This is a genomic window from Hymenobacter sp. HDW8 (genome assembly GCF_011305775.1).
Taxonomy (GTDB): domain Bacteria; phylum Bacteroidota; class Bacteroidia; order Cytophagales; family Hymenobacteraceae; genus Hymenobacter; species Hymenobacter radiodurans.
This window is the reverse complement of the sequence record NZ_CP049907.1, coordinates 202,517-216,154: the sequence shown is the minus strand read 5'-3', so window position 1 is coordinate 216,154 and position 13,638 is coordinate 202,517. Positions and strand designations below refer to the sequence as shown.

The following is a 13,638-nucleotide window of genomic DNA, read 5'->3' as shown; positions in this document are numbered from 1 at the left end:
GCGGCCCGGTCGAGCTGGAGTGTGCCGCGGGCCACTCTTCTTCCTTTTTGATTTTACGTTATGAAAATTCTCCCTCGGGTATTTGGCCTGCTGAGCGTTCTAACCTTCACAATGCCTCTTGCATTTGCTCAAAAAGCCCCCAGCAAGTTTCAACGACCGTATCGGGGGCAGTGGATGCCGCTACGGCGGCTAGACTTATGAAGCAGCCAAATGTAGTAGTACTGGACGTTCGCACGCCTGCCGAATACGCAACGGGCCATGTTCGGGGGGCAAAAAACGTCGACTTTCGGGCTCCTGATTTTGCTCATCAGCTAGCTCAGCTCGATACCACCAAAACGTATATGGTGTACTGCGCTTCTGGCAATCGGAGCGGGCAGGCTAGCAAGCTTATGAAGGAAAAAGGCTTCCCTAAGGTGGTAGATGCAGGCGCGTTCAAAGCTTTGCAGGCCGGTGGCTTGAAAACCGAATAATAAAGGCCTGATGTAAGCGCCCGGGATGAGACACAGTTGACTTCTAGGCTGCCGGTTGTCTTTTTATAATAAAAGCCCCTAGTGTATTCCAGGGGCTTTTTTCTTGAAAGTGCCCTGTGTAATAGCCTCTAGATCGGCCGCGGTAAACTCTCCTACATAAAATGGGTAGCTGTGAGTTGCTACGCTGCCGTGTCCATCATTCGCCGTTACCAGCAATCGATAAGGGCCTTTTTTAGTCGGCGCTTTGACCAGCGCGCGGGCTCCTTTCGCCTGTAAAATAGCCGCTGGCAACGATTCGCGCGCTGTGCGGTGCTGGGGAAGAATAAAGTTCTCGTTGACATCGGGCACCACTTCCCACTTTATATCAAGCGAGTCGCCTTCAGGATCGGAAGCAACTACGGTAGCCTCGTAAGTATTACCCGCGCGCAGAAAAGTGTTGCGTAAAGGCGACTTGCCGGCCAACCGCATAGACCTTAGGCTCGGAGCCTTATTCGGCATCGATTTGCCCGTCCACAAATAGTGAATCATGTCCACTACAGCAGTTTTGTCGCCGCTCTGTGTGAATAAGCTAAACCACATGGACGTTTGCTCGAACCGCTGCCCCCAGTACAAAATGTAACCGCCCAGACAGTAGTCCTTGTCGCCTACCATCGTCTTTTCATAGCGTGTTCGGATATACTCCGCCTTCGTATTGCTGCTCTGATCTAGCGGCGCTCGCCATTTGGTTTTGGGCGCTTCGCCTACCCACCAGCCCCGCGCTCCATACTCACCGAGGATGTAAGGCCCTGTCCAACCATTCCCTACCAAGTGGGACCGGATTCGTCCCATCTGGCTAAACACGTTAACCGTCAGCACATCTAAATCGGGGCAAAAGCGCTCCACTGCTGTCACCATATGCAGGCTACTGGTCATCGTAGTAGTAACGGGATGATAAGGATCCAACTCATGGATCATCTTCACCACGTCGTTTAGAATCTGGAATGCGCGTGGGTTATTTGTGTGGTTATCTAACTCATTTCCCACATTCCACATTAACAGCGCCGGATGGTTGCGAAACCGGAGAACTTGTCGGCGAATCTCCTCGTTCTGCAACGCCACCGCTCTGCGATCATAATAATCGAAGTCCTCATATTCAGGCTTCATCCACAACCCCAGCATTACCGTCAGGCCTTGTGCATGAGCCTTGTCCATGATAGCATCCGCATAATTAGTTGTGTAGAGGCGAACAGAATTGCCCCCCAGTTCCTTCACCCGGTCCAATTGTTGCAAGCCGGCTACTCCTTTGATAAAGTAGGGTTTACCGCCTCGTAATAGCTGGTACCCTGCTGCCGTTTTTTTTATCTGTACCGGCAAGACTCCGGCCGGTACTTCAGTCAATGCATCTGCCTTATTACCCTCTGAGTGACAACTTAAGAAGATGACACTGATGCAACTCAGCCATAAAAAAGTATAAAAACGCTGGGTAATGGATATCCTCATGAATTTTGTTTCTAATCTCACTTTGTATATAACAAAAGATATTACTTGAAAGTAAAAGGCGCTATGAAGCAATTATCTTTGTACAAAAATAAACCATAGCAATTGTATTTATCCCGCTACTGCTAAGCTTTACAAGGGATTTTAGCACTAGCAGAATTGATTAGAGTTGATTATTCATGCTCCTAAACACCACCCGCATCACACCTACATCTGTAACGCCCTTAATGTCAAAGCTCGTCCCTATTCCTGAGGATCACAAAGTTAAATACAACTTTGAAAGAGGAGTGCGGCAAATGCGCCTTTTAGTTTTAATAGGGGTAATCCTGACGGGCCATTTCCTGTGGTGGTTTGCCGACTCAGACCATATCGGTTACCCACTCTTATTCTGGCTTCTGACCATATCTTTAGGCTTCAAGCTGCTGCGCATGCTGCACGAGTGGTATCACTATGTGCAAGTCAGCAAGCCGCTTAAGCCAGCGCACACCAACCACCAGTACACCGTTGATGTGCTCACTACGGCTTGCCCCGGCGAGCCGCTCGATATGATTGAGCGTACGCTGCGGGCGATGCAGGCCATCCGCTACCCTCACACCAGCTACCTCTGCGACGAGGGCGACGACCCGTATCTACGCCAGATCTGTCAGGAGTTAGGCGTCATTCACGTCACTCGAACCAAAAAAATCAACGCCAAAGCCGGCAATATCAATAATGCGCTCCGCCAGGCTACGGGCGAACTGTGCGTGGTATTAGATCCCGACCACGAGCCGACACCTGACTTTCTGGATAAGGTGGTCGATTACTTTGCTGACCCAACAGTCGGCTATGTGCAGGTAGTGCAGGCCTACGGCAACCAGCAGGAAAGTCTGATTGCCCGCGGCGCGGCAGAGCAGACCTATCACTTCTATGGCCCCCTGATGATGGGCATGAACGCCTACAACACGGCGCAGGCTATTGGGGCCAACTGCACATTCAGACGGGCCGCCCTGGACAGCATTGGCGGACACGCGGCCGGGCTGACGGAAGATATGCACACGGCTATGCGACTGCACGCCCAGGGCTGGAAGTCGATATATGCACCGGTGATTGTGAGCCGCGGACTAGTTCCAGCTTCATTAGCAGCCTACTATGCGCAGCAATTGAAATGGGCTCGGGGAAGCTTCGAACTGCTTTTTCGGGTTTATCCAACGCTCTTTTCGCGCTTTACCTGGCGGCAGCGCCTTCACTATTTCACGCTGCCCCTGTACTTCTTTTCTGGCATTGTTGCCCTCATCGATCTACTGGTTCCTATCCTGGCGCTGTCTCTGGCTGAATTTCCCTGGCATTTGTCGCTCCCACAGTTCGTGCTGCACATGACGCCCATCGTGGCTATATCCATGCTGATTCGCTACAATGCACAACGCTGGCTTCGGGAACCGCACGAGGCCGGATTGCATCTGACGGGGGGCTTTTTGCGGATAGGCACCTGGTGGATTTATTGCCTGGGCCTTCTCTATACACTGCTTAGGGTCCGCGTTCCTTACATTCCTACGCCCAAAGATGGCCATGCCGGCAATGAGTGGCTGCTCAGCCTTCCTAACCTGTTGATGGCTATTATATGCGTAGCCGCCGCCCGTTATGGGCATTATCTCATGCAAACGCCCTATGCGCTGCTCATGATGGCGCTGGCCATGGGTAATGCGGCTATTCTGGGAGTTTCAGTGCTAATGGCTCAGCATAATCTTCTGAAGGGAATAATGCGCTTTGCAAACTCATTTAGCCCCGTTCGTTGGATTGTAGCTAAAAGCGAACAAATGCTTACGGGGCGGGAGAATGAGCTTTTTCCACGCTTACGCACCGCTGCCGTCTACATTGCCTTCTTTGTGTTCACTGCCCACTCTTTTATCAGCCTGGCAGTAGGCTTGTGGCTGGATCGCACCTCTCCTTCTCCTGATCTCATCTGGACACGCTCGGGTGTAGGTGAAGTGCGCATGGGCTACGCCGCTACTTCCTCAGCTACCATGTGGCCAGCGTCTACCTCCTTGCCCTCTCATACGGGTGCCGACATAGCTTCTCCCATTCAGGAAATTCGCTTAACCTCGGCACTAGGTCCGCAGATATCGACTGAGGTGCTTAAGAAAACCGCTATGCAGGGAAGTATACCTCTTCTAAGTTGGGAAGTAGAAAATGGCTCCTTTGATGACGAGGCCTGGAAAAAAGCCGTAACCGCTATTCGGGACCATAACCACCCCGTAATGCTTCGCCCTCTTATCAGAGCCCGTAATCCCGCAGCATATCGTCGTACCTGGCAACGGTTGGTTACGCACTTTAGAGCCTCAGGCGATACCAGCGCGGTTTGGGTCTGGACTCCTCCTGCCGCCGATTCAATTGCTGCGTATTTCCCTGGCGCCACGTACCTCGATTGGGTTGCCGCCGACTGTATGACTACGGGGTCGGACGCAACAGCCAAATCGTTGCAGAAGTATCGTTCTCTACGCCTACAGCTTGCTGAGCGAGCTGAGTTAAACAGTATGCCTATCCTGCTGCTGGCTCCTTTACAATCTGGCCAATCGGTACAGGCCCAATCCCGGCATCTAACCAGTACATACCCTGAAATCAAAGCTCTTCTTTTTGGTTCGACTTCCTCTCACGGCCGTCCCAATTCACTAAAGCTTAGCGCATCACTTCCAATCAACAGATGACAAATCATCTGTAACGCTCCTGAATAGCCCTAGTAGATGCCGTTCAAGCAACAGCAATACCTAAAAAAGCCCCCCAGATGCATCTGGGGGCTTTTTTAGGTATTGCTGTTAAGGCTGCTAGAAGCTGTTTTTCATGCTGTTATGCAGCGTCCGGGGCGACCAATAGCCGCTAGCGATGATACGACGAATGGTAAACAACGGATCCTGTTGGTCACGCTTCTCGGCCAGCACGAAGGCGCTCACAAAACCACGTTTTTTGAGCTCAGGAATGGCCTCGGGGTTCCACAAGCCAAAGGGATAGGCGAAGTAATTGATTTTCTTGCCCGTGATTTCCTCGAGCGTCTTGGTAGGCTTCTCAATCTGCGTTACCCAGTCCTCACCCTGATACTTCTTCACGTTGTGATGATCCCAAGTGTGCGAGCCGATAACGTGGCCTTGGTCGGAAAGCTCCTTTACCTGCGCCTTGCTCATGTAGCGAGGGCGGCCCAACGAGACGGTCATAATAAAGAAAACCCCCTTGAAGCCGTGCTTGTCCAACTCGGGCTTGGCCACCGTGAACTGGTCCAGGTCGGTATCGTCGAAGGTGAGCATGACGGGCTTGGACGGCAGCGGAGCGCCAGTCGTCAGGTACGCGTACAGTTGATCAGGCAGAATGGTGTGGTAGCCGCTGTCGGCCAGCATCTTCATCTGGTCGCGAAACTGCGCCACCGGTACGATATAATCCTTGGCACCCTTGGAGTCCTTTGGCTTCCAATCCCGAACCTGATGGTAGCAGAGAATGGGCACTTGCGGGCGCGCTAGAATCTCGGCGGCAGCGGCGATTTTAGCAGCCGGAATGGTCTTGGGATCGGGAGCCGGGGCGTTCGGGTTGGCTGGGGCAGCAGCGGCTGGTACGGTCTCAATATTCTCAACTGTAGCCAGTTCCTTCGACTCCGAGGCGGCAGCCGATTTGGTTTCGCAGCCGGATAAGGTAAGCGTGGTGGCCAATATGCCGGCCACAAAAAGCGGGGTACGGGTAAGCTTCATTCGGGGAGTAAGCGAAAAAGGAAGTCGATATTTTTAAACGAAAGAAAAGTCTGAATAAAGCATTTGACGGTAGTCACTTACCTTCACGCAACCATTCCAATTACAAAACAACGGCTTATTCCCGCATGGACCAACAAGATTCTCACCTTTCTGCCCTGCGTGGCACCGGGGTCGCTTTAATTACTCCTTTTACCTCCGCCCCCGACCATGCCGTGGATGTTGAGGCCCTGCGCCGCCTGGTTGATTTTATGGTTGATGGCGGCGTTGAGTACCTGGTAATCAACGGCACAACAGCCGAGTCGCCGACCGTAACGGCACCTGAGCGCGCTGATATTCTGCGCATTGTGCGCGAGCAAGTGGCTGGTCGGGTGCCGCTCGTGTATGGCATTGGCGGCAACGATACGGCGGGCGTTGAAAACCTGCTCCGCATTACCGACCTGACCGGCGTGATGGCGATTCTCTCAGCCAGCCCCGCTTATAATAAGCCTTCCCAGGCCGGTATCGTAGCCCATTATGAGCGCCTAGCTGATGCCTCTCCCCTGCCAATTATTCTCTACAACGTGCCCGGCCGCACCAGCTCCAATATGACGGCCGCTACGACCTTGCGCCTCGCTCAGCACTCCAATATTATCGGCATCAAAGAAGCTAGCGGCAACCTGGAGCAGTGCATGGCCATTGCCGCCGGCCGGCCCGCCGGCTTCCTGCTCATCAGCGGCGACGATATGTTGACCGTCCCCATGATTTCCTTCGGCGCTGAGGGAGTTATTAGCGTGCTAGGCAACGCCTTTCCCGACCGCATGAGTCGTATGACGCGAGCCGCGCTGGAAGGCAATTATGCCGAAGCCAGTGAGTTGTTGTTTGGCTTTTTAGAGCTGAATCCTTTGATGTATGAGGAAAGCAACCCAGTAGGCATCAAAGCGGCACTCGCGGCGCTGGGCCTTTGCTCCGATGCCGTACGCCTGCCGCTCGTTCCTGCTTCAGAAAGCCTGACGGAACGAGTACGCAGATCGATTTAATGAATCCATAAGTACAGAAAACAAAAAGCCCCCCAGGTAGTATCTGGGGGGCTTTTTGCTTAAAATCAAGCGTAAGATTATTTACCAGCCGCTCGCCAGCACATCGGCTACGTGCAACGTTTGGATTGGCTTTTTCTCTCGCCGAATGTAGGCATCTAGGTGCATCAGGCAGCTTGTATCGGTGCTCACGATATAACGCGCACCGGTGGCTAGAGCGTTTTCAACTTTCTGCTCAGCCATAGCTACCGAAATAGCCTCAAACTTCACGGCAAACGTGCCGCCGAAGCCACAGCAGGTTTCGCTCTCATCCATTTCCAAGCGCTCCAAGCCCTTTACGGCATCGAGCAGCATACGCGGAGCGGCTTTGATGCCGCATTCGCGCAGGGCAGAGCACGAATCATGGTAGGTGTATTGGCCAGAAAGCTGGGCGCCCGGAATGGCAGTAATGCCCAGCACATCCACTAGAAACTCGGTCATTTCAAAAATGCGCCGCTGCACGCCGTGATAGCGGGCCTGATCAGCGGAACCTTCAAACAGTTCCGCATAGGCATTGCGCACCATGCCCACGCACGACGCCGACGGGCTCACGATATACCGATTTTGCCCCCCAGCCGGAAAATCGTCCAGAAACTTGGTGGCCACCTCGCAGCTTTCGGATTTGTAGCCAGCATTATAGGCCGGTTGCCCGCAGCAGGTTTGGTTGGTGTTGTAGTGTACCTCACAGCCCACGGCCTCCAACACCTTCACCATGTTCATGGCGGTTTGGGGGAAAAGCTGGTCTACGAAGCAGGGAATGAATAAATCGACGATGGGCATAGCGAAGGATGAAGCGCAAATCGAGGAGGAAGCCAAGTGGCGCTTGGCTCAGTGAGCGGGCAGGGCGTGGGGGCTTTTTATAAAATAAAACCGCCAGCCGAAGCAAATTCAGACCTCAAAAACCTCCGTTCGAATTACTTTTTACCAAAACCGAAGACTTCCCCGGCCGCTACCTGAGCAATCCGGAAGGCGTCCCGATCAAGGTCCAAATCTACGCCAGTCTCATCAAAGTAGGCTACCAGTTTTTCGGTGGGCATGTTGCCGGTAAGCTTATCGGTTGCCATTGGGCAGCCGCCCACGCCACCAATAGCCCCATCGAAGCGGCGGCAGCCAGCCCGGTAAGCCGCATCAACTTTCTCGCGCCAATATACCGGCGCCGTGTGCAGGTGCGCGCCAAACTCGATCTGGGGAAAGGCCGGAATCAGCTCACCAAATAAGGGCGTGATGGTCGCGGGCGTAGACGCGCCAACTGTATCGGAAAGGGCCACGATACGCACGCCCATATCGGCCAGCTTCTCAGTAAAATCGGCTACTACTTCCGGGCTCCAAGGGTCGCCGTACGGATTACCAAAACCCATCGAAAGGTAGGTTACGAGCGTCTTGCCAGCCTTTTCGCACACATTGTGCATCTCGGCCAGTTCCGTCATAGCTTCCGCGATGGTTTTGTTGGTGTTGCGCCGCTGAAAGGTTTCGGACACTGACAACGGGAAGCCGATATAGCTAATCTGAGAATAGGCAGCCGCTGTTTCGGCACCGCGTAGGTTAGCCACAATGGCCAGGAGCTTCGTGCGGGTGTTGCTCAAATCGAGGCCGGCCAGCACTTCTTCCGTATCCCGGAGTTGGGGAATTGCTTTCGGCGATACAAAACTTCCAAAATCCAAGGTGTCGAAACCAACGCGAAGCAGAGTATTGAGATAGGCGATTTTGGCGGAGGTGGAAATAAACTCGGGCAAGCCCTGCATGGCATCACGCGGGCATTCTATAAGCTTCATAAAGGAAAGAGCAGAACTAGGTGGGTGACCTAAGGTGGGCGGGAAACAAAAGTAGGAGGAAATCGGTGGGATTGACGCGAAAATACACGCCTACGCTTTAGCTGATAAGGCTGGTCGAAGCCAATTAGTTGCTAATCTGAACGGAATAACCCCGCATCTCCAACCTGAGCATGCAGTCACTTCTTGATTTCGTGTGCTGAGCCTGCTACCGAACCACTCGGCGAGCAATGGGGTTATTTATATAACTCGTAATTCTAACCTAGTCCGATGCCTATACGCTCCGTGCGCACGCCGTTTTATCTGTTATGCTTTTTACTGTTGCTTTCTGCCTGTAGCAAGCAACAGACGCTTCAGGCAATCTTTCAGAAAACTACCCCCACGAAACCTACGCGCGCCGTCTGCGCCAAAGCGGCCTCGACCAAACGGCCCTGGGCCGCGACTGGCTCGCCGCCGCCGACCGCGCCCTGCGCGACTCGTTGGTGGTGACGTTGCCCTTTCAGGAAACGGGCTTTTTTCGGGCCGACCAAGCCCGGGCGGCCGCTTACCGCTACGCCGTGCGCGAGGGCGAAACCGTGCGCATCAGCTTGACGCTGGATACCGGCGCCGATGTGCGAGTTTTTCTCGATGCCTTCGAACTTAGCCCCGACAACGCCCCTCCCCGCCTCATCACCTCTGCTGATACAGCCGCGGCCACGTTTAGCTACGTGGCTGAGGACGACCGCCAACACCTATTGCGTGTGCAGCCTGAATTACTGCGCACCGGACGCTATACGCTACGTATTCAGCGCGAGCCTTCGCTGGCTTTCCCAGTACAGGGCAAAAACGATGTGGCTGTAGGTAGCTTCTGGGGCGTAGACCGTGACGCTGGCGCCCGTCGCCACGAAGGCATCGATATTTTTGCCAAGCGCGGCACGCCCGTAGTAGCAGCTGCGCCGGGCCTGATCACTCGGATAGACGAAACGCCTAGAGGCGGCAAAGTAGTCTGGCTCGCCGACACCGAGCGTGGTCAACATATCTACTACGCCCACCTCGATCAGCAGCTCGTGCAGGCCGGCCAGACGGTGCAGATAGGTGATACCTTAGGCCTCGTGGGCAATACGGGCAATGCCCGCACCACGCCGCCCCATCTGCATTTCGGTATTTACCGTGGAGGCCGCGGAGCCGTTGACCCCTTCCCTTTCGTGCGCCGCGCCGATGCACTGCCGGCGGCCCCTTCTACCAGTGCTGAGCGCCTCGGTCAATGGGTACGCGTGCGGGAAAAGCGCGCGGACCTGCGCCTCAGCCCCGTCGCGAAGGGCGCTATTACCGTAGCAAACTTGGTGCGTGATACCCCACTGCTAGTAGTAGGCAGCCAAGCCGATTATTACCGCGTGGAGCACCCTGGGGGGCAAATTGGTTACATCGCCGCCCGTTCAGTCGTGTCAGCCGCTGCGGAGCCGCTGCGTCGGGAGCTGTTGGCCGCCGCCACCGATTTGATAAAGCTACCCCAAGCCGGGGTTGCTCCCTTCGACACTTTGCCCGCCCGCACCAGCGTTGCCGTTTTAGGCGAAGTGGGTGAGTTTCAGTTGGTGCGCAGCGCAGCGGGCGTGGTAGGCTGGGCCGCCAAAGCGGGGTAATTAGTAGGACGCTTGCTGCTGTATCTCCTGATCCTGTTAAAACCATCCTTTCGAAAATCAAAAAGCCCCCCGGAATACCTCCGGGGGGGCTTTTTGATTTCTAACGGAAAGCTTACTGAGCTACCACCACTGCACGCTGCAATTCTTTGGCGTAGGCAATACGACGCTCACGGCCACCAGCCCCGATATAATCGAAGCCCACTGCCTTTGTATCGCCCTGAATAGCGGTCCATACCTGTGGCTCTACGCCCTCAGGCTGGTCAGCATTGCGCGGAATAGCAGGCTGCGTGAACCGGTCGCTGCTAAAAAAGGTATTCATAGCCTTCAAAATAGCTATTTCTTTATCGCGCACCGTGGCCGCGCTAGGGTTTTCCAGATCCCGGTCGCTGAGCAGCGCTGTGGCGGGCATTACCTCATTGCGGATGGTATCGCCGGTGGCATCAATGATAATAAAGCGAGCCTGCGCGTTCAGAATTTTAGGCCCTTGCAGCAGAAGCACGAAGGTATCCTTCTGCTTGTTGCTGGTGAAGTTATGGCTGGTCCGGACTGTGTTCAGGATGCTGCGCTCGGTGAGGCGGGCGCGCTGATTAGGAGGCGTTGGGGTAAATATTTTACCATCGCCTTTAGCAGTAGCTGTTTCGCGCTCAGTCGTTATACACGATGCTTGAAACAGTAAAGTAGCCACAGCGGCAGAGAGGAAAAGTTTTTTCATTATAGGCTAAACAAGTATGCAGAGTTAGTTCGACGGCACTACGGAATTGAGGTACATAGCGACCAAGTTTACAGCTAAATTTGTACCAAAGGAGGGTTTCAATAAATTTTACAACATAAAAAAAGCTGGATTTATCTTAGAATCTGAATATTTAGTTAAAACACCCCCAGTTCTACGCCTACCACTAGCCGTGGAAATTCGGGATAACGAGGGGCATCAGCTAGTTCTTTGAAGGTGTCGGCGAGCCGGTAACGCGCCACCAAAGCGTAGCGACCCGAGCCCAGGCGCGCCCCCACCCCGTACGACCAGCGGTTTAGATAGTTCAGCTTACGCTCCGTTACTTCTACCCGCCCGGCGCCATTGGGTCCGGGTTTGTCGACGTAGTGATGCGCAGTGCTGATAATCCAGCCACCCCAGCCCGTGAGGTCGAGGTAGCGGCCTACCACATTGCCACGGCGCCCCATGTTCAGGCGGCCATATACTTCGGCCTGGGCCTGAGGCAGGGCGATGGTTTCGCGTTGATGCTGATCAGGAGTAGGCAGAATTTTCTGATCATTTTGGGCCAAATGATACACTAGGCGGGCGTAGCGCACATCAAGGCCGACAGCCGCTGCCTGCGACAACCGATATTTCTGTCGCATTCCCACAAACATCTCCCCCGACCGACCGTAGCGCAGCTCTGCCCCCGCGTTGTCTGCCTTGCCTACCACCGCCGCGTAGCCCAGGTAGAAATGGCTAAAGAAAGCCCGATTGGGGCCGGTGTTGGAGCGGAGCGTATCGGCGGCCACATTGCCGCGCAACAGCACATTTTGAGCCTGAGCCGCAGGAATACCCAGGAGCCAAGTCGTTGCAAAGGCCCCGATTGTTAGCAAACGCAGAAGCTTCATTGGGCAGAGTAAGTAGAAGTGAACCCCCGATAATGCACCTGCACTGTGTCGCCGGCTTGCAGGTTGCGCAGCGATATTTGCAACACGGCGCGCTGTTTCACGTCCAGCACTTCGTAGGTGCGCAACACGCCCCGGCGGTCAGCTATGTGCCAGTACAAGTAGCTGGGTGGGGCGGGCAAAGTAGGTATGGCATCGGCTGGGGGGCTTTTTTCGGCACTTTCAGCTACGGGCGGCGCCAGTTCTTCGCGGCCCACGGCGGGTACGTCGGCAAGCTTAGTACTGCTAACAGGCGCCTTCACATCCACCGAATCGGAATAGAGCGGCAATGCCCGGGCGGCCACCTCCCCAACCCCTGGCCGAATAATTACTGCCAGCATACTATCGGGTTGTACTACAAAATCGAAGGTAGCGGCCGTGGGGGGCTTTTTTGGGCTATCTGCCGTAAACCAGGAAGCGCGGGGCATGCCATACCCGTGGGCATAGTCGAAGTAAGGATATAAGTTGGCCGAGGCCTGAAGCTTTTCAAAGAGCTGCATCGCCGTCAAGTCGCGGTTTTGCTGCCACGCGCAAGCCGCAAAGCCCGCCAGCAGCGGACTGGCAAACGACGTACCTTGGGTGCGCACGTAGCCGCCCGGCGCGGCCGCCAACACCGTTCCGTAGGCAGTTACATTGGGTTTCAGGCGTCGGTCAGCCGTGGGGCCGTAGCTGCTGAAGCCGATATGCAGGAAGCTATCTGGGTCGAGACCACCCACAGCCAGCACGGAGTCGCCGTCGGCGGGCGTACCAATGGTGCGCCACTCCGGGTCGAGGCCATCGTTGCCGGCCGCATTTACAACCAGAATACCCTTGCGTACGGCCATGGCCGCCGCGCGGGCCACGAGGCTATTACGGCCATTCATCTGTTCGGGAAAATAGCGGCGGCTGGTGTAGCCCAACGAAGAATTAATAACATCAACTCCCTGCCGGTCAGCCCACTCAGCGGCCGCCAGCCACGCCTCTTCCTCAGCAAACTGCTCGCGGTGCAGCTGCTCGGTGCGGGCCAGCAAAAACTCGGCTTCGGGAGCTAATCCGAGCGCCGTGCCATCGGGCAACTTGCCTGCTATGCACGAGAGCACCTCCGTACCGTGGCTACCGCCCGCGTATACATAAGGCTGTTTTTTGAGAAAATCGTAGGTCGCCAGAATACGCTCACCAGCGCGCAAATGCTGAAATGCCGCGTGCTGATCGGCGCCGGAAAAGCCCACATCGAAGATAGCGATGCGCAGTCCCCGGCCGTCGAGCTTGGCCCGGCGAAAGTCGGCCGCCCCCAAACTGGCGGTTTGACTGAATGCCAGCTGATGATCGGCGGCGGAAATTTCCGGGGTTCCACGCTCTGGCGCTCCGGGTTGTGCAGCGGGCAGCATAGTAGCAGTGGGGCGGCTTTCTACGCTTCGCACGCCTGGCAGATGGCGCAACGCGGCCACCTGAGCGGGCGTAGCACGGCAGGAAACAGCATTAAACCAGCGACTTACAAACACGACCGAATCGACGGTAGCCTGCACTTGTCGCAGGTAATCGGGGCGCACAGGGAAATCGGTGCTGTCGACGAGGGGCAGTTGCTGGCGCTGGCGGCGCGCCAGCGCCTGGGGGGCAAAATACGTGGCTGGATTGAAGCAGACGCCGCCTTTATCGCGCAGCACCACCCAATAGCGGGCCGTAGGCGGGGTGGCGGCGTGAGAAGGTTGGCTTATCCCAGTCAGCCCCAGGCCAAACAGCAGAAAAAAAGCCCGCATGAAGAAACAATGAATACGCACGTGATGCGGCCGTAATATGGGTAGCTAAAGCAACCGCGAAGGTACAACTGCGGCGCAAGGTGCGTGCTGTCTGGGGGGCTTTTTTCCTTGCCCAAACGAAACCGATACAAGGCTTTGTGCTGAAAGTAGCGCGAAAAGGATTTCCCGCTACCT

At 55.2% G+C, this 13,638-nt stretch carries 12 protein-coding genes; 5 read left to right on the top strand and 7 right to left on the bottom strand.

Annotation, left to right across the window (positions count from 1 at the left end):
* Window positions 1–60: 60 nt before the first annotated feature.
* Window positions 61–201, top strand: a complete 141-nt coding sequence (locus tag G7064_RS00930) for a hypothetical protein (RefSeq protein ID WP_166072080.1) — start codon at window positions 61–63, stop codon at window positions 199–201.
* Entirely contained in the window at window positions 198–470 is a 273-nt protein-coding gene (locus G7064_RS00925) for a rhodanese-like domain-containing protein (RefSeq protein ID WP_166072079.1), read from the top strand. The genes G7064_RS00930 and G7064_RS00925 overlap by 4 nt, the downstream gene beginning before the upstream one ends.
* A gap of 78 nt (window positions 471–548) precedes the next feature.
* Here G7064_RS00925 and G7064_RS00920 read toward each other — a convergent pair whose 3' ends face one another.
* Entirely contained in the window at window positions 549–1,739 is a 1,191-nt protein-coding gene (locus G7064_RS00920) for a glycoside hydrolase family 2 TIM barrel-domain containing protein (RefSeq protein ID WP_166072078.1), read from the bottom strand.
* A gap of 503 nt (window positions 1,740–2,242) precedes the next feature.
* On the opposite strand from G7064_RS00920, the gene G7064_RS00915 reads away from it, so the two are divergent.
* Window positions 2,243–4,627 carry a glycosyltransferase family 2 protein gene (locus G7064_RS00915; RefSeq protein ID WP_240935635.1) on the top strand — a complete coding sequence of 795 codons (2,385 nt, stop codon included), beginning with the start codon at window positions 2,243–2,245 and terminating at the stop codon, window positions 4,625–4,627.
* A 117-nt stretch (window positions 4,628–4,744) separates the two neighbouring features.
* Here G7064_RS00915 and G7064_RS00910 read toward each other — a convergent pair whose 3' ends face one another.
* Window positions 4,745–5,653: a polysaccharide deacetylase family protein gene (locus G7064_RS00910; RefSeq protein WP_133273034.1), complete on the bottom strand. Its 909-nt coding sequence runs from the start codon at window positions 5,651–5,653 to the stop codon at window positions 4,745–4,747.
* Between the two features lie 125 nt (window positions 5,654–5,778).
* On the opposite strand from G7064_RS00910, the gene dapA reads away from it, so the two are divergent.
* Window positions 5,779–6,669 (top strand): 4-hydroxy-tetrahydrodipicolinate synthase, encoded by an 891-nt coding sequence (gene dapA, locus G7064_RS00905; protein WP_166072076.1) that lies wholly within the window; start codon window positions 5,779–5,781, stop codon window positions 6,667–6,669.
* An 81-nt stretch (window positions 6,670–6,750) separates the two neighbouring features.
* Here dapA and G7064_RS00900 read toward each other — a convergent pair whose 3' ends face one another.
* Window positions 6,751–7,485, bottom strand: a complete 735-nt coding sequence (locus tag G7064_RS00900) for a (Fe-S)-binding protein (protein ID WP_166072075.1) — start codon at window positions 7,483–7,485, stop codon at window positions 6,751–6,753.
* A gap of 134 nt (window positions 7,486–7,619) precedes the next feature.
* On the bottom strand, window positions 7,620–8,477 hold the full coding sequence (locus G7064_RS00895; RefSeq protein ID WP_166072074.1) for a hydroxymethylglutaryl-CoA lyase: 858 nt from the start codon (window positions 8,475–8,477) through the stop codon (window positions 7,620–7,622).
* Between the two features lie 482 nt (window positions 8,478–8,959).
* Here G7064_RS00895 and G7064_RS00890 point away from each other — a divergent pair, with 482 nt between their 5' ends.
* Window positions 8,960–10,093 (top strand): M23 family metallopeptidase, encoded by a 1,134-nt coding sequence (locus G7064_RS00890; RefSeq protein ID WP_240935634.1) that lies wholly within the window; start codon window positions 8,960–8,962, stop codon window positions 10,091–10,093.
* A gap of 112 nt (window positions 10,094–10,205) precedes the next feature.
* Here G7064_RS00890 and G7064_RS00885 read toward each other — a convergent pair whose 3' ends face one another.
* The 3 genes from G7064_RS00885 to G7064_RS00875 form a co-directional block, all read right to left on the bottom strand.
* Entirely contained in the window at window positions 10,206–10,805 is a 600-nt protein-coding gene (locus G7064_RS00885) for a hypothetical protein (protein WP_133273038.1), read from the bottom strand.
* Between the two features lie 155 nt (window positions 10,806–10,960).
* Window positions 10,961–11,692 (bottom strand): hypothetical protein, encoded by a 732-nt coding sequence (locus tag G7064_RS00880; protein WP_166072073.1) that lies wholly within the window; start codon window positions 11,690–11,692, stop codon window positions 10,961–10,963.
* The gene (locus G7064_RS00875; RefSeq protein WP_166072072.1) at window positions 11,689–13,464 is read right to left on the bottom strand and encodes a S8 family serine peptidase; all 1,776 of its coding nucleotides are present in this window, start codon (window positions 13,462–13,464) and stop codon (window positions 11,689–11,691) included. The genes G7064_RS00880 and G7064_RS00875 overlap by 4 nt, the downstream gene beginning before the upstream one ends.
* Between the last annotated feature and the right edge of the window lie 174 nt (window positions 13,465–13,638).

Coding starts and splice junctions, on each gene's coding strand:
- G7064_RS00915 (WP_240935635.1), top strand. CDS start 2,243: ATGCGCCTTTTAGTTTTAATAGGGGTAATCCTGACGGGCCATTTCCTG.
- G7064_RS00885 (WP_133273038.1), bottom strand. CDS start 10,805: ATGAAAAAACTTTTCCTCTCTGCCGCTGTGGCTACTTTACTGTTTCAA.
- G7064_RS00880 (WP_166072073.1), bottom strand. CDS start 11,692: ATGAAGCTTCTGCGTTTGCTAACAATCGGGGCCTTTGCAACGACTTGG.
- G7064_RS00910 (WP_133273034.1), bottom strand. CDS start 5,653: ATGAAGCTTACCCGTACCCCGCTTTTTGTGGCCGGCATATTGGCCACC.
- G7064_RS00895 (WP_166072074.1), bottom strand. CDS start 8,477: ATGAAGCTTATAGAATGCCCGCGTGATGCCATGCAGGGCTTGCCCGAG.
- G7064_RS00925 (WP_166072079.1), top strand. CDS start 198: ATGAAGCAGCCAAATGTAGTAGTACTGGACGTTCGCACGCCTGCCGAA.
- G7064_RS00930 (WP_166072080.1), top strand. CDS start 61: ATGAAAATTCTCCCTCGGGTATTTGGCCTGCTGAGCGTTCTAACCTTC.
- G7064_RS00875 (WP_166072072.1), bottom strand. CDS start 13,464: ATGCGGGCTTTTTTTCTGCTGTTTGGCCTGGGGCTGACTGGGATAAGC.
- G7064_RS00900 (WP_166072075.1), bottom strand. CDS start 7,485: ATGCCCATCGTCGATTTATTCATTCCCTGCTTCGTAGACCAGCTTTTC.
- dapA (WP_166072076.1), top strand. CDS start 5,779: ATGGACCAACAAGATTCTCACCTTTCTGCCCTGCGTGGCACCGGGGTC.